19 protein-coding genes and 1 riboswitch are annotated in these 21,711 nt (G+C 45.1%); of the genes, 10 read left to right on the forward strand and 9 right to left on the reverse strand.

Translation table 11 applies throughout. From position 1 onward, the window contains the following. Nucleotides 1-768 precede the first annotated feature (768 nt). Nucleotides 769-2,145: an NCS2 family permease gene (locus C170_RS21855; RefSeq protein ID WP_036614057.1), complete on the reverse strand. Its 1,377-nt coding sequence runs from the start codon at nucleotides 2,143-2,145 to the stop codon at nucleotides 769-771. A gap of 171 nt (nucleotides 2,146-2,316) precedes the next feature. Beyond that, nucleotides 2,317-2,416: riboswitch (purine riboswitch) on the reverse strand. A 303-nt stretch (nucleotides 2,417-2,719) separates the two neighbouring features. On the opposite strand from C170_RS21855, the gene C170_RS21860 reads away from it, so the two are divergent. The 3 genes from C170_RS21860 to C170_RS21870 are packed head-to-tail and all read left to right on the forward strand — an operon-like array spanning nucleotide 2,720 to nucleotide 4,696. Next, nucleotides 2,720-3,574, forward strand: a complete 855-nt coding sequence (locus C170_RS21860) for a ParA family protein (RefSeq protein WP_036614058.1) — start codon at nucleotides 2,720-2,722, stop codon at nucleotides 3,572-3,574. Continuing rightward, entirely contained in the window at nucleotides 3,549-3,998 is a 450-nt protein-coding gene (locus tag C170_RS21865; RefSeq protein WP_036614060.1) for a hypothetical protein, read from the forward strand. Before C170_RS21860 ends, C170_RS21865 begins: the two co-directional genes overlap by 26 nt. Before the next feature lie 8 nt (nucleotides 3,999-4,006). Further along, nucleotides 4,007-4,696: a hypothetical protein gene (locus C170_RS21870; RefSeq protein ID WP_036614062.1), complete on the forward strand. Its 690-nt coding sequence runs from the start codon at nucleotides 4,007-4,009 to the stop codon at nucleotides 4,694-4,696. 534 nt (nucleotides 4,697-5,230) lie between these two features. Here the strand turns inward: C170_RS21870 and guaA are convergent. Next, complete coding sequence (gene guaA, locus C170_RS21875) at nucleotides 5,231-6,769, reverse strand: glutamine-hydrolyzing GMP synthase (protein WP_036614064.1); 1,539 nt, start codon at nucleotides 6,767-6,769, stop codon at nucleotides 5,231-5,233. Between the two features lie 221 nt (nucleotides 6,770-6,990). On the opposite strand from guaA, the gene C170_RS30880 reads away from it, so the two are divergent. Next, nucleotides 6,991-7,137 (forward strand): hypothetical protein, encoded by a 147-nt coding sequence (locus C170_RS30880; protein WP_155985119.1) that lies wholly within the window; start codon nucleotides 6,991-6,993, stop codon nucleotides 7,135-7,137. 10 nt (nucleotides 7,138-7,147) lie between these two features. Here C170_RS30880 and C170_RS21885 read toward each other — a convergent pair whose 3' ends face one another. From C170_RS21885 to C170_RS21900, 4 genes are all read right to left on the reverse strand, one after another. Beyond that, complete coding sequence (locus tag C170_RS21885) at nucleotides 7,148-9,511, reverse strand: transglutaminase-like domain-containing protein (protein WP_036614066.1); 2,364 nt, start codon at nucleotides 9,509-9,511, stop codon at nucleotides 7,148-7,150. Beyond that, nucleotides 9,498-10,763: a DUF58 domain-containing protein gene (locus C170_RS21890; RefSeq protein WP_036614067.1), complete on the reverse strand. Its 1,266-nt coding sequence runs from the start codon at nucleotides 10,761-10,763 to the stop codon at nucleotides 9,498-9,500. Before C170_RS21890 ends, C170_RS21885 begins: the two co-directional genes overlap by 14 nt. Then, nucleotides 10,760-11,749, reverse strand: a complete 990-nt coding sequence (locus tag C170_RS21895; RefSeq protein ID WP_036614068.1) for an AAA family ATPase — start codon at nucleotides 11,747-11,749, stop codon at nucleotides 10,760-10,762. Before C170_RS21895 ends, C170_RS21890 begins: the two co-directional genes overlap by 4 nt. A gap of 102 nt (nucleotides 11,750-11,851) precedes the next feature. Further along, on the reverse strand, nucleotides 11,852-13,153 hold the full coding sequence (locus tag C170_RS21900; RefSeq protein WP_036614069.1) for a polysaccharide deacetylase: 1,302 nt from the start codon (nucleotides 13,151-13,153) through the stop codon (nucleotides 11,852-11,854). 240 nt (nucleotides 13,154-13,393) lie between these two features. On the opposite strand from C170_RS21900, the gene C170_RS21905 reads away from it, so the two are divergent. From C170_RS21905 to C170_RS21930, 6 genes are all read left to right on the forward strand, one after another. After that, nucleotides 13,394-14,041 carry a DedA family protein gene (locus C170_RS21905; RefSeq protein ID WP_036614070.1) on the forward strand — a complete coding sequence of 216 codons (648 nt, stop codon included), beginning with the start codon at nucleotides 13,394-13,396 and terminating at the stop codon, nucleotides 14,039-14,041. A 133-nt stretch (nucleotides 14,042-14,174) separates the two neighbouring features. Beyond that, a complete protein-coding gene (locus tag C170_RS21910; protein ID WP_051447346.1) occupies nucleotides 14,175-15,689 on the forward strand; it encodes a spore germination protein in 1,515 nt (504 codons plus the stop codon). A gap of 20 nt (nucleotides 15,690-15,709) precedes the next feature. After that, a complete protein-coding gene (locus tag C170_RS21915; RefSeq protein ID WP_051447347.1) occupies nucleotides 15,710-16,912 on the forward strand; it encodes a Ger(x)C family spore germination protein in 1,203 nt (400 codons plus the stop codon). A 6-nt stretch (nucleotides 16,913-16,918) separates the two neighbouring features. Beyond that, nucleotides 16,919-17,155, forward strand: coding sequence for a hypothetical protein (locus C170_RS21920; protein WP_017690729.1), 237 nt, complete (start codon nucleotides 16,919-16,921; stop codon nucleotides 17,153-17,155). Nucleotides 17,156-17,173: 18 nt separating this feature from the next. After that, the gene (locus tag C170_RS21925) at nucleotides 17,174-18,298 is read left to right on the forward strand and encodes a GerAB/ArcD/ProY family transporter (RefSeq protein ID WP_036614071.1); all 1,125 of its coding nucleotides are present in this window, start codon (nucleotides 17,174-17,176) and stop codon (nucleotides 18,296-18,298) included. A gap of 98 nt (nucleotides 18,299-18,396) precedes the next feature. Further along, entirely contained in the window at nucleotides 18,397-19,524 is a 1,128-nt protein-coding gene (locus C170_RS21930) for a GerAB/ArcD/ProY family transporter (RefSeq protein WP_036614072.1), read from the forward strand. 91 nt (nucleotides 19,525-19,615) lie between these two features. Here C170_RS21930 and bcp read toward each other — a convergent pair whose 3' ends face one another. From bcp to C170_RS21945, 3 genes are read right to left on the reverse strand one after another with little or no spacing between them, the layout of a single operon-like run. After that, nucleotides 19,616-20,080 (reverse strand): thioredoxin-dependent thiol peroxidase, encoded by a 465-nt coding sequence (gene bcp / locus C170_RS21935; RefSeq protein WP_036614074.1) that lies wholly within the window; start codon nucleotides 20,078-20,080, stop codon nucleotides 19,616-19,618. Between the two features lie 45 nt (nucleotides 20,081-20,125). After that, complete coding sequence (locus tag C170_RS21940) at nucleotides 20,126-20,911, reverse strand: ABC transporter permease (protein ID WP_036614076.1); 786 nt, start codon at nucleotides 20,909-20,911, stop codon at nucleotides 20,126-20,128. Nucleotides 20,912-20,916: 5 nt separating this feature from the next. After that, complete coding sequence (locus C170_RS21945; protein ID WP_036614077.1) at nucleotides 20,917-21,711, reverse strand: ABC transporter permease; 795 nt, start codon at nucleotides 21,709-21,711, stop codon at nucleotides 20,917-20,919.

Here is a 21,711-nt window from a genome sequence, read left to right on the forward strand (position 1 = left end):
AAAAGAGCGATAAGCTCATTTTGAATCTGACGAGATTAAAAATCTCATTTGTGCTCCAGCCGATTCAAGCCAAGGCTTTTCTCGAACTTTCGCGTTCATTCTGCAAGCAGAATGTTTACTCACTCGTTGTTCAGTTTTCAAAGATCAAACTTATTTCGTTACCGAATGTCGTTCTCTTCAGCAACTCTTATATAATATCATGTCCGAACCAACTTTGCAAGCTCTTTTTTTAAGTTTCTTTCGAAGCTTATTTCATTCGCTTGCCGCACCGTGTATCTTGTGTTTTTTTTGGCCGGAAATAGAATATACCATGTACAGTTATAGAACGCAAGTCTTTTTTCGGTAAACATTAAATTCTTATAAAATGAGTACCCTGTAGACCCTTTAACAAGTATCTCCTTATAGCCGGCTAAATGATACATCTGCGCACTAACTTTAATGATCGGAGTAATGAATTCACAAACGCAATAAGTTTTCTTATATGATCCTTAATCCAATTATACAGAAACTCATCTTGTATACAGTACAGACTCATCACGTTATAGAAACTTATTAACCGATGACTTCATTGGATAAACAACCAACAGATCATAGAACATTATACTCATTCCTTCTATATAGAAGGAAAACATTTTTGAAATTCATTTTGCTCAAGAAAAGAATACAAAAAAAAAGCGAAAGCTCCGGGTTTGAATCCCGTGGCTTCCGCTCTTTCATATATAAGGTTACATACTTAACGCAGTATTGTTCATCACAACTATTGTACGCTTACTCCCCGCCAATAAATACGTATCGGCAGACTACAATGATCGCCAAGATCCACATGAGCCAGTGAATTTTCACTTTACGCTCTGTAACCAAGTTACTGAACACCGCCAGAATCACATAGGAAACGATACCTGCGGAGATCCCGTTTGCGATTCCACCTGTGAAAGGCATCAATACAATGGTAAGGAACGCAGGGAAAGCTTGCAGGAAATCATCCCACTCAATGCTGCGCACTTGACTCATCATAAGCACACCCACGATGATCAATGCCGGAGCCGTCGCAGCGGATGGAACAACAAGCGCAAGCGGTGCGATAAACAAGGCCAAAATGAACAACAAACCTGTCGTTACCGAAGTCAGTCCTGTACGTCCACCCGCCTCAACGCCTGAAGCACTTTCAACGTATGCCGTAATGGTACTAGTACCCAGTGCAGCACCTGCGCTGACACCAACTGCATCGACGAGCATCGCTTTACCAATCGTTTTCTCGCCTTTTTTCTTATCCTTCATAATCCCCATACGTGTTGCAGTACCTACCATCGTACCAAACGTGTCGAACAATTCAACGAAGGTAAAGATGAAGATGATCTCGAACAATCCCAGACTGATGGCACCTTTCAAATCCAGTTGTCCAACTGCCAGATCACTGAAATTAGGCAACCAGCTTGCGCCTGAAAGACCACTCAGATTCGTAACTCCCATTGGAATACCAATAAGCGTTGTTGCTATGATCCCGATCAGCAGAGCGCCTTTGACGCGCATAACCATCAGTATAGCAATAAGGAGCAAACCAATCAGAGCCAGCAATGCATCGTGATGTGTTACAAAGTTGCCCAATGACAGGTTAAAACTGCTACCTGGAATCGGCTGACTCAGATCTGCGTCTGGTGCAACATTTACTGTTACAGCCACGAGATTAGCAAGTTTGAAACCGATAATGGTAATAAAGAGACCGATACCCACCGTAATGGCCATTTTGATCGACTGCGGAACTGCAACAAGCAGCATTTGCCGAATCTTTGTGACGGTCAAAATAATGAACACGATACCGGAAAGGAACACTGCTCCGAGAGCAGCCTGCCATGTAATCGCCCCATTTGAACTTAGAACGACAGTCATGAAGTACGCATTCAATCCCATACCTGGTGCAAGCGCGATCGGAATATTCACGAACAATCCCATAATAATAGTCATTAATCCGGCGCCGACGGCTGTTGCAAAGAATACTGCATTATCCGACATCCCCGCACCTGCTTGTCCCAAGAACAACGTATTTACAAAAAGAATGTAAGCCATTGTCATAAACGTAGTGAGACCCGCAACAATCTCCGTTCTAACGTTTGTTCCGTTTTCTTTTAATTTAAAGAAACGATCCATAATTACTAACTCCCCCTTAGAGATGTTGAAGCCATATTGAAAAACGACAAATGACCCTGATGAAGATTCTTCACCCAGGGTTCAGCTGACAAGGAGTGGCATGATGCCTTTACTAAGAACAAAAAAAATTCTAATGTGCGTGATGTCCCCGCAATCATGTAGAATTCATGTGCTTAGCCTTCTCCTCTTCGTAGCCAGATCATTAGGGTGATCTCGTAGAGACTCCCGGGCCAATCCCCAGGATTATACGAATAAGTATGCGCTATTTGTTTGTTTCCCATCACTATTTTAGGAGGGCAGTATGTTTTTGTCAATGAGAAAAACGAATATTAATATCCCCCTATTAGAATATCGTTCGTATTATTTAACAGATTGAACCAGTTCAGCGGTTTACAACCCAATTGAATACGCTTTTTTCACAATTACCAATCTAATTGGGTTGTTAAAAAGCTTTTCTTTTAATGGAACTTCAATTACTCCAAAGAAGTCATAAAAAATATAATATAAAGATATTATTTAAGCTTATTTTAGAATACAATTAGTACTAATAAAACTTAACAAAAGAGGTGATTAAATGGAAACAGATTGTAAAGTCATTTCATTTATGAATATGAAAGGTGGAGTAGCAAAAACAACACTAGCAGCTAATATCGCTTACACACTCAGTAAAAATTTCAATGAAAAAGTACTATTTATAGATATGGATCCCCAATTTAATGCTACACAATATCTCTTTAGCAGATTTAAAAAAAAGTATGGTGAACAAAAAGACTTTAAGACTGTTGTGAATATTTTTAGTATAAGTGAGGAAGAGCATAGTACAGTTGAGAATACTACATCAGAACCTCCGTTTGATTACAATTCATTAATCACAAATCTTAGCGAAAACCTACATATTATCCCCGGAGATTTGGAATTAATAAAATTTGACTTCAGTGATAGAGGGAATGAGTTAGAGTTAAGAAACCTTGTCACTGACGAAGCAATTAGAAACAAATATCAATATATTCTAATTGATAGTGCACCAACTTATTCTTTTTACACATTAGCAACATATATTGCAAGTGACGCCTACTTAATGCCTGTTAAACCAGATTATTTTTCTCTTTTGGGTACTAATCTTTTTGAGAAAGCTTTCACACCTAAAAAGAGGCAATATAGATTAAACAACATATGTTTAGGCATAGTTTTTACCATCGTAGAGGCTAATACAACTATTGCTACAGATGTAGAACATAAATATAGAAACAAATATCCTCAACTTTTGTTTGAAAACAAACTCTTAAAAAGGACAAGTATTCAAAACGGAGTCAAAAACCACGAAATGATGTTAGATAATACAGAAACGAGACGTAATATCACTTTAATCACTAAAGAATTCACGGAAAGGGTGAAAAAAGTTAATGGTATTGAAAAACAAGCGAGATAATTTATTAAATTTTTTTGTTAATACATATATTGATATAGCTGATTTAGAGGAGGAAAAACTACGTTTGCAATGTGAAATTATAGCTGTTTATACGCATCTTTCTTTATCCAAGGTTCTTTTCAAAAAGAATGCTGATTTGAAGACCTTTCAAGATGGATTGTTTTTCGGTATAGTGTCACCAGTTTTTGCTGATTACCTTTATCAATCTAGAACACAAGTTTTAGCTCGAGGTGTTAGAGAGATTTATAGAGTAGACATATATACTTTGAAAACACTTCAAGAACGATTAAAGGCGTATTTAAACAGACAAAAGGAAAAGGAAAATAATAATTCTCATACTAATGATACCACGGTTAAACAACATGAACTCTCTGAGGACTTTGTTGATTATTGGACAAACATAATTAACACTAAAGGAATGTGATTCGAAGAATGTCTTTCTTAGAAAATAAATCAAAAAAGGATTACAGTGAATTTAAGGAATTCATATCTGGATTCACTGTAAATACAATACCTCAAAATTCAGAACAGTATATAAGATTAATTCATAAAAACTTATTCAAAATTCACTTTTTCAAGCATTGTGCTAAAATTCAAGATATCTATTTAACAGAGACTATATCTGACATACTATCATTTGCATTTTTATCTCGAATCGGTACACATAAAGCTTCTATGGTTGTTCTTAGAAGTTCTATAGAAAATTATATGCGTTCTATAGTAAATCGATATTTGAAAAAAAATGAAATTATTCATTCTACGATGGTTTTACCACTGTTCGAAGAAACTAAAAAATATTTCCAAGCACATGATAATATAGTCAAGCACATAAATAAACTTTATAGTATATATTCTTACCTATGTTCTTACTCACACAGTGCAACAAGGGATTTTCACGAGAGTCATATAGTATTTCAGGACTTAACTAAAATTTCATTTTCTGAAATCCAGAAGGCATCGAAAGAGTGTGAAAAAACAATACAAAGTATGCTTTATATTTTGTATTATCTATATTATTTAATAGATAATAATGATTCTTCTTTTGTTCACAATCAACATCGAAATGAATTTATAGAGCTTTTACCAGATGAAATTTTAAGTTTGCTTACCCAACCTATTTAACTAAGACATCGCATTAAAGGCCGTGTGTTAAAAGCAGATGGTCTTGATGCCATGCCGAATGACATTAGCATTCATATTTTGATGATTAAATTAGATACGTTAAGGAAACATAAAAAAATTACGTTACCCCTTAAATCCCTTTCGTAATACTTCATCTTTTTCATTGTACCTCTTCAAGTTAACTCAGAAATAAACATATATTCCTCTTATTAAGTATCGATATACCTGTTTCCTACTATCTCCATGCTGACGTTCATTTTTTTAGTCGGCCACCGTCCTCCCAATTCTGAAATGCCTTATGCTAAGTTTAATAATCTTTTATCTGTACAATTGGTAAAAGTACAAGTCGATGTAATGCACTTCAAATTATTCCCTTTAATTTTGGTCATAAAAAACTCCCTTCTATTTGCGAAACAACGCAGATAAAAGAGAGTTTTTTTGCACTCTATTGTTGTAGAATTTTACGTACCATCAACACCGCCATCGCTGGAACTCCTTATGTATCAAGACGTTCAGGCGATTAACGACATTAAACTATTCCCACTCAATCGTTGCAGGTGGTTTGGAAGTTACGTCATAGACGATACGGTTTACGTTATCAACTTCGTTAACGATCCGTACGGAGATTTTCTCCAGCACATCCCAAGGAATACGTGCCCAGTCCGCAGTCATACCGTCGATGGATGTTACAGCACGGATACCTACGGTGTAGGAATACGTACGCGCATCACCCATAACGCCAACACTCTTCATGTTCGGCAGGGCTGTGAAGTACTGCCAGATTTCACGGTCGAGACCGGCTTTGGCAATCTCTTCACGCAGGATGTAGTCTGAATCACGAACAATTTTAAGTTTCTCTTCAGTAACCTCACCAAGAACACGGATCGCAAGACCCGGACCAGGGAACGGCTGACGGTGTACAATTTCGTCCGGCAAGCCACACTCGGTACCGACTTTACGTACTTCATCCTTGAACAACGTGCTCAGTGGCTCGATCAGTTTGAAGTTCATGTCCTCAGGCAGACCGCCCACGTTGTGGTGGGATTTGATGGTCTGTGCAGTCGCTGTACCACTTTCTACGATGTCCGTGTAAAGTGTACCTTGTGCCAGGAATGCAAAGTCATCGAACTGCTTGGACTCTTCGTCAAATACGTAAATAAACTCGTTACCGATGATTTTACGTTTTTGTTCTGGATCATCCACTCCAGCCAGCTTGGACATAAAGCGCTCCTGAGCATCAATTTTGACAACTTTCATGTCGAATTTGCCGACAAACGTCTCCATTACACTTTCTGCTTCGCCTTTACGCAACAGACCGTGGTCGATAAACATACATGTCAGTTGATCACCAATGGCTTTGTGAAGCAATGCAGCTACAACGGAAGAATCTACACCGCCGCTAAGCGCACACAGTACTTTACTGTCGCCAACTTTTTCACGAATGTCTTTGATCGTGTCATCGATGAATGTCTCCATCGTCCAGTTGCCTTCGCAACCACAAACTTCGAACAGGAAGTTACGAATCATGTCGTTACCGCGAACAGAGTGACGTACTTCCGGATGGAACTGAACAGCATACAATTTACGCTCATCGTCGCTCATGGCAGCGATTGGCGCACTTTCCGTGCCTGCATCCAGTTTGAAACCTGGAGGAAGTGTAACCACGTGGTCACCGTGACTCATCCATACCGTATGTTCGCCTTCAATGCCTTTTGCCAATGTAGATCCAGCGGCAAACTCAAGGTCTGCTTTACCGTACTCTCGCTTCTCGGAACGCTCTACTTTACCTTCGAGTTGCTGTGCCATAAGCTGCATTCCGTAGCAGATACCGAAGATTGGCAAGCCCAGGTCATAGACACCTGGGTCCACGTGTGGAGCATTCTCAGCGTATACGCTGGACGGACCACCTGAAAATACGATTCCTTTTGGTGCTATTTCTGCGATCTTTTCCGCCGGTGTATTATACGGCAAAAGCTCGCTGTATACGCCAAGATCCCGGATTCTTCTGGCGATTAACTGATTGTATTGACCCCCGAAGTCAAGGACAACTACAATTTCATTCTGTTTATTCATAACCGTGCCTCCCTCAATTCAATGAAACTAATTATACGCAACGACAAAACATACCGTCAAGGAAAGGCGAAACTCCTTTTTTCGACATCTCAAAACAGGATTACCAAATGCCTCTAAATATGAAATTTCGAACAGAAAAGCTTGGCAGCAAGATGCTGGTTCAAGTGTATGATCGTGGAAAGACGCCTCGTTCGCAGCGCAGCGCGAAAGGCGTCTTATGTATGGCATGCAACGTAAACCAAATGCTGCGTTTAAAAACAGTGCGCCAGCCAATGGTGATCTTCATCTGCCCACAAGTGGCCAAGCTCTATTGGAAAGCGATAGCGACTGTATGGCAGCTGCTTCGAATCTTTGGTGTAACGTTGTGACATCCTGGTGTTACAACGCCTGCAAACGCCGGGCCAAACGAAGTGCCCGGCGCAGGAAGTCCAGACTGTCCGCGCGCAGCGGACGGTCTGGCCCGTACAGCAGCCGTTCCCAGTCGGCTGCAAACCGCGCGATGTCCGCGCCGTCCGCGCCTGCGGCCAAAGCCGGTGACGCTGCATATTCACGCAGCGTCATACCCGGCGGCCGCGGGCCGTACCGGCGCGCGAGCGCGGCCCAGACCGGAGCGGCGGCGCGCAGCAGCCGCTCGCGGTCTGGAAAGCTGCTGCGTGGCCATGCCAGCAGCAGCCTGATCCGCAGTGCGGGGCGTAGCCGCCGCATGCGGGCCAGAGCAGCGGCGCCCAACAGGGCCGCTGCCACAAGGGCTGCCGCGAGCCATGGCTCCGCGGCAATGGCCCGTGCGCGGGCGAGCAACCATGCGCCCGCGTAACCCAATCCGCCGCTCATATACGGCGGAGTCTCCGCAACAGACTGCGGCCCGGCGAGCGCTGCGACACTTTCGCCCGCGCCTTGCGCCATGGTGAAGCCTGGCGTGGCCTCAAACGGCATCCAGCCTGCACCTGGAAAATATACCTCTACCCAGGAATGTGCATCTCCCTGTGAAATCACATACTGACTGGGCACATCCGGGTCAGCAACTCCGGGGCCAAAACCTTTAACCCAGCGTGCGGGGATGCCCTCTGCACGCAGCAACACAATCATAGCTGTAGAGAAATGATTGCAATACCCCTGCCGGGTGACGAATAGAAAATCATCCACAAAATCCGTTCCTCGCGGTGGCATACGGGTATCCAACGTATACTCGGCATGAGCAGCCAGATAAGTCTTGACGGCTTGCACAGCGTCATACCGGGTCTCACTGCCTTGAATGATTTCCTTGGCAAGCGTCTGCACTCTACCAGGGAGTGATGCAGGCAATTGCAGATAGTCCCTCCGAATGGCTGCCGGATCTTTCCCTTTATTCGTTTCCTCAAGCAGACGTAACTGTTCAGGTGTTGCGACAGGAACCATGACGTCTGCCGAATAATGTTTAACCATCTTATCGTTCCCTGAGCTCGCGAGCCACAATGTTGCCGAATCGCGATTAGACAGCAAAGAAAACATGTTTTCCTGATTATCCTTGTTCTTATCCTGGAATGATACATTAACCGGTATGCCCCCGGTAAAGAGTGGATTTGGTCCTTTCCACTCTCGCTGCATCGTGACAGTTTGGCGAATGCGACTCCAATAGGTTGGATTCTCCCAACCATCAGCACGCAGCATTCCGGATGGACTTGCCGTTTCGAAGCTTTGACCCGGGTCACTCCAAGTACTACCGTTATAATATGAACGGGTCTCCCCTCGCCAATACGTCACTTTTGGACTCTTTGCTATAAAAAAGATGGAGTTGCCCTGCACCAACGGTGCTCCCATAGGCGCGTCCGCTGTGCTATATCCCGTGACTGCCGTTGCAGCAGGGATACTACTGTGCTGTGTATAACCTGCCCAGCGAGCTAGGCGTTCACCCATCTGCTCCAAAGATATGCGTTCCGGTTGAGGAATGGAAGCAAACTGGCCAGGTAACGCTGAGAGAAACACCATACCTGCGGAAGCAACGATAGTTACTGCACTCCAACGGCCATAGGGGCTGCCGCGATAACTCGGAGTCGTGACTCCTCCATTGAGACGTAGTAGCTGGAGCAGAGCCTGAATAAGAAAAGTCCATAGGACAGACCTTATTACAGAAGCATACACATCCAGCCCCGCAAAGGATTCAAGCAAAAGCAAATAGAGCAGTGTTGCACTGCCAAACAGCATAACGCTTCGACGTAACAATACAAGGGATTGCACAGAAGCCATGAGCATGCTCCAGCCGCACATCATGAACAAACCTCTCGTTTCTGTACTAATCGAGTGGAATCGCCAGTTATTTATAAACGTGTCCATATCCGCTGAAAATATTCCCGGATACACGACGGCCCAACGGACAGGATCACTTCCTCCGTACATCAGACATAAAGCAGCGACTGCAATGAATAATCGGATCAGTACTCCGGTGATCCATCCTGTACGAATCAACCCCGCAAGCAACAATGCTCCCGTTAATCCCGCCATTACGGACAAGAACCGTTCACTGCCCTGCTGATCTGATGATGTAACCGGATATATCCACTCCAGAGACAGTATAAGTAAAATGGCCGAAATAAAAATTTTGTACAGGACAGGTACGCTAACATATCCCTCATCCTTTATGTCCGTCACAGAATTCTGGTTCACAGCTTTATAGACGGAATAGGCCGATTCTATTCTCGTACGGTCCGTTGACTCTAAGTCGGCCACAGTGGAATTGGGTTGCTGGTTACCATTACGCTCCCACATCCGTTACCTCCACCTTTCCCAATGAAGATAACGCAACGTCTGTAACCGCGTGGATCGGCACCCCGCTGTGACGAAGCCGCTCCAAACTTAAGCTGTCATATCCCAATCCATTCATCAATCTATCCGTTGATCCTAATTGGTCCTGGTTTGCTTCAGTCAATTGCACCTCTACACGATAACCCGACCCGATTGCAGTTATGATCCATTCGGCCAGAACCTGATCCAACTTACCTGTGAGAACCACAATTCGCGACCCGCTCGTTAGTCCATCCAGCATCTCCGTTCGAAGCGAAACAGAGCCTGATTGTGCTTTGGATATTCGTGCCCCCGCTAACTTGTCCAGTCCATGATTCTCATCATCTGCATGGAACGGCCCATGTTTCCATTGATCTTGTGCATCATAGTTCTTATCGCCGCCTTCCATCCACAAATGATAAGGAATGTCATCCCGTTCAGCGGTATGAATCCAGCGGGCAGCTGCACGAACCACTCGTTCAAAAGCAGGTGCATCCATGTTCTCCTGTTGTTTTACGTCATAACCTGACGCGCCTTCATACACAAGGATGCCGAGCGAAGCCAGATCCGTGGTATCAGGCAGAAAGGTCTGAAGTTTTCCCGTTTTGGCTGTACTTTTCCAATGAACTCGTCCCAGTGGGTCACCCTGCTGATATTCACGGAACTCAGGGCTACGGTTACCCTGGCTATTTCTTCGCTCTGACAGAGTCCCTTCGATCATCGCTGCGAATTCTACCGAATCACCCTTCCCCCAAGCTATTGCTTGAGGAACAACAATCAAGGGGGTACCTCCCGCGGTCTCTGCGGAGAGGGTATTCCAGCCAAACATATCACCCCAGTACAATCTGCCCGTATCCCATCTGTAGACTCCTCTGCGTAACCCGGAACATTCATATTGATAGGAAAATTGTCGCCGTGTTCCCGGGAAAATCAATTTGCGATGAACACCTGCAGGTGTGTTCTCACACAGAACAATCCATAACAATGGAATACGGCAATTGAATTCCAGTTCGACAAGAACCCGTACCTGCTCACCTGCCTCAATCCGGTTCGTATGTATTTTCCGATGGATGTGAATACGCCGGGGTCTGGACCAATGGAGAAGCAGACCTCCTGTGAACATCAAGAAAGCTATAACGGATAGAAACAACGCCGCTTTGCCCCCATGCCACTGATACAAGGAAGCAAAAGCCACCACCAAGACAGCACTCACAATCCGTTGTCCCAGCGCAGTCATTGCCTCCGTCCCCTTCCCTGTGATGCCATCTGTACAGGTACCGGGACCGATGACAATGCTTCTTCAATGACTTGTACTTGCCCCCAAACCTCCGCTCTGTTCTGGGCCTTCAATTGAATACGGTGGGAAAGGACAGGCACAGCTACCTCTTTCACATCATCCGGAATGACATAACTGCGCCCTTGAAGATAGGCAAATGACTGCGCCGCAGCCATCCAGGCCAGTGTTCCACGCGGACTGATGCCCAGTCTGACCGCCGGAAGGCTGCGAGAGGCTACAGCAACAGCCACCAGATACTGTTTAACGACCGGATCAACATGTACCTGTTTGACTTCACGCTGCATGGCTACGACCTCTTCAGCAAGCAGGATAGGGCGAAGTTCATCAATCGCTTCTCTACCTTGCATGCGGGTTAACAATTCCAATTCCTGTTCCGGATCGGGATACCCCAGTCCAATTCTCATGATAAATCGATCCAGCTGCGCTTCAGGCAGACGGTACGTACCTTCAAACTGTAACGGGTTCTGTGTCGCCAGCAGAAAGAACGGGCGTGGCAAGGCATAGGTTGTGCCATCAACCGTAATACGTCGTTCCTCCATTGCCTCCAGCAGGGCAGACTGAGTGCGTGGTGAAGCGCGATTTATTTCATCAGCCAGGACAACGTTGGACATGACGGGTCCGGGCCGAAACTTGAATTCAGCTGTATGTGGATGATAGATTGAAGTGCCCGTAACATCTGCCGGCATAACATCGGACGTGAATTGGATCCGGCCCATGGAGCAGTCCAGTGCAGAAGCAACGGCACGAACCAGCATCGTTTTCCCGGTACCCGGCACATCTTCCAGAAGTACATGACCTCCACTGAGCATTGCGGTAAGGACATAACGAATCTCTGTTTTTTTGCCAATAATCACACTCTCGACACGCTTCATGACCCTGTTTAACAATTCAACAGCATGTTCATGTTCCATTCGGATATAAGACATTTCTCTGATCTCCTTCCATTCATCAGCATTCCTGAACCATAGTAATCTATGATTCAGTGTTGCCCGGAAGTAGAGAGAATAGTCCTGCAAGAATGACTTTCTTCAGATCATTTTATACTTAAATATGTTGTTCATTGCCGAAATAGATCTGGAAGTGCCCGCCTTCACCGTCCACTCTGCTTCATTACTGGTTAAGGAATTCACCCTCAACCCCATCTGCTCCAGTAGCTCACGTAACGGAACCCAGATGGTTCCACCTTGACTCTGTACTGCTCCCGTTTCAATTGCCCCGGTTGTAGTCAGTGTTCCACTCACACTGTCTGCATGAATCGTTCTTTCCTTCCATACTGCTATGGCCGTCCTTGTTTCAGAGTCCCAGCGAGTGCTGCCCCCGAATTTTTTCATGAAAGTACGCAATGGCACCATGATTCGCTGCCCCTCCATGCGGAACTCGCCCGGTTGCAAGGTAGCTGCAGCCAATCCCACCTCTACCTTCAGCTTCTTGCTTGCAAGCCATAACGTCGCGTTCGCTTCTACATGCTCTGCGATCCAGGCCTTTCCTGGCGCCTTGCGGGCCTTATACTTACCATCTGGATGTACACGGAATTGAACTGGTTGATCCGTACTCTTTATGGTGTCAAAACGATATCCATGATCACGATAATAGCTGATAATACCCGGAAGTGCTTTTACCGTTTCAGCATGTGCACCACCGTCATGCATCAGGACAACGACCGAACGTGCTCCCGCAGGTACTTTGGTCGAATTGCTGAGGATCTCTTTGGCCGGAACACCTCTACGCTTGGAATCCCCACTGTCGACGTTCCAGTCCATGACGGTGTATCCACCCAGTTGGAGCAAATCAAAATAACTCTGGTCAAAATGCCCGTAAGTACCGCCTGGTGCTCGCACCAGATTCGGACGGAAACCGGTTATACGCTCCAGCACTTCCTCTGTCTGCTTGATCTGTTTCCAGAACACTTTGAAATCACTGTACAGCTGTTCATATTGATGATTAAACGTATGATTGCCCAAAGCATGTCCATCCTCCACAAGCCCCCGTATTAACTCGGGATAACGTTCTGCCTGCTCACCCAGCACAAAAAATGTAGCCAAAACCTTCTCCTTGCGCAAAATATCCAATACTTCACGGGTATGGTTACCCGGTCCATCGTCAAAACTCAGATAAACTACCTTGTCTTGAATATTCTTATCTTCCGGGATTGGATCACCTGAGCCGGAAGCAGCAGATGCATAAGCCGTGCCTGCATATACAGCAAATGCACATAACAGTATCGCAATACGCATGAGAATGACAGACCACTGTCCAGCTAAAAACATATGTATGGTTGTTGCAGAGTTTCCCCCATTTTCCTTGATTCTGAATTCCGGTCTCTGTACCATTTATGAATCGACCTCCACCGTCTCTAGTAATTTGCTGATAGACTTCAGCAGATTTGTTAGAATTATATGGAGGCTACATTGAAAAAAGACGTGATTTTGTTTAATATTTTTTCACAATTTGCTATGTAGCCTGATTGATTCTTCGCTTCAGATTAGGTAGCATAATGAACAGGCAGAACACATTAAAACACCTTGGAGAGTATTCATGCTCCCACCTCGTATTCAGGAGAGTGAAATCTATTGGAATTGCTTGAGAAGATCCAACATCTGTTTGGGTCCTACGGATACAGCGTATTGTTTTTTGGCTTGTTGCTTGAATTCATCGCACTTCCCTTTCCTGGTGAAACAACGATGGCTTACGCAGGGTTTCTCTCCTACAAGGGGCATCTGGACTTCGGAATCCTCACCATACTGGCTTTTCTGGGAACAACGATTGGCATGACCATCACTTATTTTATTGGAGCCAAAGCAGGACTGCCCTTTATAACACGATACGGAAAATGGTTTCTGATGAAGCAGGACAAGCTCGATAAAACGCAAAAGTGGTTTGCCAAGTATGGTAATGCTTTAATCTTCATCGGTTATTTCATTCCGGGAGTAAGGCATTTCACCGGGTATTTCGCGGGTATAGCCGCTGTTCCCTTTCGCAAATTCGCTCTCTACGCCTATTCAGGCGCACTGTTCTGGGTTGTATTGTTTCTGGGCATTGGCAAAATATTTGGCCCTCAGTGGAACGCCGTATTCCATCTGGCTCATCAATATGCAGCATATATCGTGGGAGGAATCGGCCTATTGCTCATCGTAGCCGTGTTCTATCGTTACCGCAAAGCATGGGCAGCAAGATCCACCGTATCCAAGCCAGCCCCTGTTCGACAAAGACAAAAGTAAATTCGGACAAAAGTCCATCTATAATAAGCAGGCAAGGAGTTGCGAATATTCGCAGCTCCTTTTTTTTGTGATAATCCGAATTCATCCAGGTCATACTAACTTGAAAATATAGGGTGTATAGGGAGGTGAAGGCATGAGTGAATCGTCGCTGGAACGCCAAGATCAGAGGCAAATCTCTCCGGATCTAAGCGAAAATATGGAATACTGCAAGCAAGTGATGGGGAACAGCAACGACTTGATGATGCGCCCTCTCCAGTGTTTACATAAATGGCCTGCAGTCATGTTGTACATTGATGGATTAGTGGATGTGCAGATCCTGAATCACTCCATTATGGAATCATTATTGCAAAAGCGTGATCTCCCTGAATTCTCTGCAGACGATGAACATCTCAGCTACCTCCAGAATGATATCTTGATCGCCAGTGATGTATTGCTGGTCGATGATATGGATGAAGTAATGAATGCACTTCTTTCGGGATCAGCTATCTTACTGCTTGAAGGATCTGTACGAGGATTGAAGATTGGTGCAGCAGGCTGGGAAGATCGATCCGTTGGAGAACCTGTCTCCCAAACCGTCGTTAGGGGGCCTATGGAAGGCTTCAACGAAAACCTGCGTACCAACACATCATTGATCCGCAAACGAATCCGTAATCCTCATCTTTGGATCGAAGAAAGAGAAATAGGTCAGGTTACCAAAACCCGAGTGGCTGTGCTCTATCTGGAACATATCGTGGATCAGGAGATTGTAAAAGAACTGCGTCGAAGACTCGATGAGATCGATATCGACAGTATCCTTGAGAGTGGATATATCGAGGAACTTGTACAAGACGAAACCAGAACTTTATTCCCCACAGTTTACAATAGTGAACGTCCAGATACGGTTTGTGCTGCTTTGCTTGAGGGTAGAGTAGCCATCATCGTGGACGGTACGCCTTTTGTGCTGCTGGTTCCCGCCTTGTTCGTGCATTTCTTCCAATCGCCGGAGGATTACTATCAACGGGCCGATATCAGCACATTGATTCGCTTGATTCGTTATCTGTCCTTTTTTATCGCTTTACTAGCTCCATCCTTCTATATTGCCATTTCCACCTTTCACCAGGAAATGCTGCCGACCAACCTGCTCATCAGTCTGGCAGCCCAGCGTGAAGGCGTTCCTTTCCCCGCCTTCATTGAAGCCATACTGATGGAACTGACCTATGAAATTTTGCGAGAAGCAGGTATACGTATTCCGAAAACGGTCGGTCAGGCCGTTTCCATTGTCGGAACACTGGTCATTGGCCAAGCCGCCGTAGATGCAGGAGTTGTCTCCGCAGCAATGGTTATTATCGTTTCCATAACGGCCATATCCAGTTATGTCATTCCAGAGAATGGACTGTCTATCTCTGTCCGAATTTTGCGATTTGTATTGATGATACTCGCGGCAGCTTTTGGATTCTACGGTATTCTAATTGTTCTGCTCATTACGGTTACACACCTGTGCAGCTTGCGTTCTTTTGGCGTACCATATATGTCCCCCTTTGCACCTCTAATTCAGAAAGATCTGAAGGATACGCTGTTTCGTGTGCCCTGGTCCCGTATGAAAACACGGCCACTCTCTACGGGTACACCGAACAAAACCAGACAAACCACAAAAAAAACGAAGCGTTAATTCGGTAAGGAGAACAACGTATGAACAAGTGCTTCCGATTAATTGTATGCATTGCATTCCTACTCCCTCTCCTTACCGGATGCTGGGATCGCCAGGAGCTGAATGAACTTGGCATTATGCTGGGTCTTGGTGTAGACAAGGATGGCGATTTGATTAAAGTGAGCGCTCAGGTCGTTGTGCCAAATGAAGTTTCCTCCAAGTCAGGGGGAGGCAATGGCACTCCTGTCACGCTGTACGAAGCGTCGGCGCCCACGCTGTTTGAAGCAATTCAAAAGCTGACCGAGACAAGCCCACGCCGTATATTCATGGCACATATCCGTGTACTGGTGTTCAGTGAAGAATATGCCCGTAAAGAGGGCATCTACGATGTTATGGAAGCATTAATGCGAGAACCTACTGTCCGGCCCGATTATTACGTCATGGTTGCTCGAAATACTACAGCTTCCAAGGTATTGGACACACTTACTCCATTAGAGAATTTACCTGCAGAGAAGTTATTTAATTCTCTGGACGTGTCTGCCAAGACCTGGTCTCCTACAACGACTGTAACCGGTGATCAGTTGATGGAATATATGCTTACTTCCGGAATACAACCCGTAATCACTGGTGTAGAGATTTTTGGCAATTCAGAGAGAAGCGGAAGCAAAGACAATATTGCGACGATTAAGTCCAAAGCTCGTCTAGTTTCAACAGGATTGAGTGTATTCAAAAAAGACAAACTGATTGGCTGGTTAACGGAAGATGAATCCAAAGGGTACAACTATATCCGCGACAATGTCGTATCTACCATAGGTCACCTGCCTTGCCGAAAAGGAGGAAATGTGACTTTTAAAACCCTTCGCACCAAGACTCAACGAAAAGCAAAGGTCATTGATGACCAACCTGTGATCCACATCAAAATTAAAAATGTATCTTCCATTGGTGCAGTAGAGTGTGGAATCAAAATTGGTTCGATGAAAACACTCAAAGAGTTGGAAAAGGACAGTGAGGAGCGATTGATAGAACTGATGGAAAAATCCGTGAATTCAGTGCGGCGAAAGTTCCATATTGACATTTTTGGATTCGGTCAGGAAGTTTATCATGCCGATCCTAAATTTTTCAAGAAAATTGAAAAGGATTGGGATCAATATTTTGAGAATCTGGATGTTAAATATGAAGCCAATGCACAGATCAAACGTGTAGGTACACTGGATGATTCATTCAAGGAGGATTTGAAGGAGTGAGACCGGATGTTAATTACAATTACTGTCATTGTCATAGGAGGCCTTGTAGGCTTGGTTGATCTTCCAGGTCTCATCCGTCGCAAGGAATGGAGGGAAACAGCAGTGTACAGCGGAATGCTCGTCATAGCCACAGGGTTCAGTGTGATTGCAGCCAACCTGTGGGATTTCCCCAGTCCGCTCTATATCATCATGTGGATCTATGAACCTGTTAATCAATTCCTGGCACATCTGACGGGAACCTAGAAAAAGGAGAGGACCATTATGCTGGAACAGGGGCGCCTTGGAACAAGACAATTGACCACGCTCATCTTTATGATGGTGGTCGGGGATATGATGCTGATCTACCCCTCGGTCATCACGTCCTATGCCAAACAAGACTCCTGGATTTGTGCTTTTATAGGCGTTCCTCTGGGGATGGCACTGATGGCCATGTTCCTGAAGCTATGTAGCATGCACCCAGAAAAAAATCTGGTGCAGATGGCACGAAGCATTCTAGGGTTCTGGCCAGGTACTTTCTTTTCCTGCCTTTACCTGTTCTTTTTCATTATTGGTGCTTCCACACATACGAGAGAAGTCGGCGATTTCATGACCACTCAAATCTTCCCGTACACTCCCATTCGCATCATCATTCTGATGTTTGTCATCGTGATCGCCTGGGGAGTGTCTCACGGATTAGAGACGATGGGGCGAAGTAGTGAACTACTAATGCCCGTCGTTATTGTATTTATTGTCGTCCTTGCAATCTGCCTGCTTCCTCAGATTGATACTAGAAATTTGAAGCCAGTAAGTGATACGGGTGTTGTCTCTATCTCACAAGGCATTCTGGTAAGCATTATATATCCGATCGGTGAAGTCATTCCCATCATGATGATACTGCCCTATGTTGCCAAGCAGGCTCATCGAACACGAGACGTAATTATTGCAGCTGGTTTAGGCAGCTTGGTATTGGCAACGCTCGTTACCATATCTCTGCTGGTCTTGGGTGCCTTTCTTACGCAACATAACATATATGCTTCTTTTGTTTTGTCCCAGAAAATTAGTATTGGGAGCTTTTTTGAACGCATTGAAGCCATTATGGCTTCTTCCTGGCTGATCTCTACGTACTTCAAAGCGATGATATACTTATACGCCTTTATTGTTGGTTGTGCGGAACTGTTCAAGCTTAAGCAGTATCAGATGCTGGTACTCCCTGCGTCCTTACTTGTGTTCGGATTAGCCAATCTGATCTCACCAAGCATTACTTTTATCGTGATCACCATTGTTCCATATTGGGTAGACTGGGATACCACACTGGGGATCATTCTGCCGGGCTGTCTTCTGCTGATACAATTGCTCAAGTCTTACAGAAAATCATCGGTTACTCCAAACAATCCCTCACAGGAATGAGTGCTTTTTTTTGAGGGAAGGAGCCTGGTGTGGATGGAAAGATGGATTTCATCCATGAATATCATCCATGCTGAATATAGAGAAGGAGAAGGGTGTCTATGTTAATTAAGGAGAAAATCACCATTAGGCAATTTGCAGTCCTTACCTTTCTCGTCATGATTGGGGACATGATTCTACTCTATCCCTCCGTGGTTACTGCTTCCGGTAAACAGGATGCATGGATCTGTTCTCTTATCGGTCAACCGATCGGCATACTTATCATGTGGGTGCTATACAAACTTCATCAGACACACCCTGATCTTTCTCTTATTGAAATCTGCCAAAAAATACTTGGCCGGTGGGCAGGGTCTGTTTTGGCAGCTGCATATCTATTTTATTTCGCCATAGGCGCTGTCATATGTATCCGTGAAGTCGGTGACTTTATGACCACACAGATCTACCTTCAGACCCCCATCCGAGTCATTCTAATTATCCTTATGTGCGCTCTGGTCTGGGGGCTTATGCATGGCCTGCATACAATAGGAGCAAGCAGTGAAATGCTGACCCCAATCGTTGTTGCATTTATGATTCTATTATTTATGGGGCTGATGCCCAAAGTAAACAGTTCAAATCTACAGCCTTACTTGAACACCCCTTGGCTTCATCTGATGCAGTCTATCATTAGAGGAGCATTCACTTCCTTTGGTGAACTCATCGTGATCACCATGGTTCTTCCTTATGTGATGTCCGGGCCTCACATCAAACGGGACATGTTACTCGCTACTTTATGCGGAGGGCTGTTGCTAACCACACTGTTGGTCATTTCACTGATGATATTTGGCCCCTTTCTGACCCAGCATGACATCTACATCTCCTATACCCTGTCCCAGAAAATTAATATCGGGAATTTTTTCGAGCGAATTGAGGCGTTCATGGCAACCGCTTGGTTAATTGCTACCTATTTCAAGAGTCTGCTGTATATGTTCTCCTTTGTCGTTGGAACAGCTCAGCTATTTCGGTTAAAGACATATAAACCTCTCATCCTGCCATCAGCGATGTTATTATTCGCGTTAGCTGTACTGATTTCTCCCAATGTCATTTTCTACACCAATACGATCATGCCCGCTTGGGTGGATTGGGATATCACGGTAAGCTTTATTATTCCGCTATTCCTACTGCTTGTGCATCGGCTTCGTTCGGGCAAGAGCAAGAACAATTCAACCAATCATAAACGATTGCCCACCTAAAAAGGCTGTGTTCACGGTAAATTCCGCGAAGCACAGCCTTTAATGATGAAACGGATAAGATGTATTTATTCACACCTGTCTAAATCATTTATTACAATGTCTTCAAAGCCTCAAGCGCAGCCTCGATATGTCCTTTGACCCGAACTTTGGACCAGTCCTTGATCAATTTCCCCTCTTCATCAATTAGAAAAGTGGAGCGAACCATACCCATGTACTCCTTGCCATACATTTTCTTCAGCTGCCATACACCGTATTGCTCGGCTACAACGTGCTCTTCATCCGATAACAAAGTGAACGGAAGTCCATATTTGGCAATAAACTTGTCATGTTGTTTCATCGGATCGGTGCTGATTCCGAGAATGACCGTGTTCATTCCTTCAAATTCAGCATGTCGATCCCGAAAATCACAAGCCTGTTGCGTACAGGACGAAGTCATATCCTTGGGGTAAAAATAAAGCAGCACCCGCTGTCCGCGGTAATCCGAAAGCTTTACCGATTCTCCCCTACTGGACGGAAGTTCAAAATCCGGTGCCAATTCGCCTACATTTAACGTCATATCAGTTCCTCCCTAATCTCCCCCATGAATTGTTATAGGGCGTTATTATGAACCTGCTCCGCGATACCGCTTCACGCCAAAATTCCACAGAAGCAATCCCATGGAGCCAAACACCAATCCCATCACAGGTGTAAGCAGCGCCATGCGATGCATCTCGGACCTCTCCAGGAACAACGCTGCGGGATAGATCCCCACAAAGGCAAACGGAATGATCCAGGTTAACAGCACCTGAATAGCACGGTTATAGATCGTTACCGGGTAGCGTCCATATCCTTGAATGTTATACATCAACGGCAGGATACCTGTTGGCGCGTCCGAATAAAAGGACAACGAAGTCAGGGTGGTATAGATGCCGGCATAGATCATGACTGAGCTGAGTGCCAAAATAATTAAGGCAGGGATATGCCACCACTCCAGCATCAGACCCATCTCTGCTCCGCTGAAGATCATGATGATCAAGCCGATAAACGATCCCACGAGTGCAGGCGGGTCCACATTTTCAAGCAATATCTGGAACAGGTTATGTGCTGGACGTGTCAGGATCCGATCCATCTCACCTTTGACGATGTACCGCTCACTGAATCCCCACAGATTGATAAAACAACTGAAGATGCCATAGGGCACCATAAAATATCCATAAACAAAGAGCACTTCACTCTCACTCCAGCCGCCCAGGTTATCCGTATGGCGAAAGACCACAAAGATAAAGATCAGGTTGGTTGCCTGGAACAGCAGATCCGATAGGATCTCCACCCAGAAATCAGCACGGTACGTGAGTCGTGTTTTCATGTAATTTTTCAAATATTCCCAGATCAGACCCATATAGTACATATCTGTTATCCCCCTTGCACGAACAGACGCTTGCGCGCCTTACGCCAGATCAATACCATCGGAAGCAGCAGTACGGCAAACCAGAACACCTGAATACCGAGTACACTCCAGATGGCGGTACCTTCCACTCTTCCAGTGAACACAGAACCGGGCAGATACGTAATGGCCTGAAAAGGCAATACTTTCATCACCGCAGACATCCAGCCTGGATACAGGCTGATCGGGATGATTAGACCGGAGAACAAATCAACCACGACGCGTTTCATACGCATCATGCCTTCATTGTTTTCCACAAAGAATGCCGCCAGTCCCGTTATCACATTAATCTGGGAATTAATGAGGAAACTGAAGAACAGCATGACGAGAAAGCCAATCCACGCCGATGGCGCCGTAGGCAATTCAACCGGGAACAGCAGAATGGCAATGAGCATCCCCGGAATCATGAGCAGCAGGAAGCGGAAAATACCTTCGCCAAGACCCTGCATCATTTTGACCATAACGTAATTGATCGGCCTGATGAATTGAATCGCAATGGAGCCATCCCGTATATCTGCGGCAATCTCCCGGTCCAGGTTGTTAAAGTAAAAGGCACGTGCCATCCAGGATACAGCAATGTAAGTGGTCATCTGCGCTGCCGTGAAGCCGCCGAGTTCACCACTGCTACCGTAAATAGCTTGCCAGGTAAAGTAATACACGCCGATATTCAGCGTATATATCAAAATGCCGGAGTAATAATTCACCCGGTATGCCAGCATCGTTAGAAAACGGATGCGCATAAAATCAATAAATGCACTATTCAT

Origin of the sequence: Paenibacillus sp. FSL H7-689 (genome assembly GCF_000517905.1) — a bacterium.
Classification (GTDB): Bacteria; Bacillota; Bacilli; order Paenibacillales; family Paenibacillaceae; genus Paenibacillus; species Paenibacillus amylolyticus.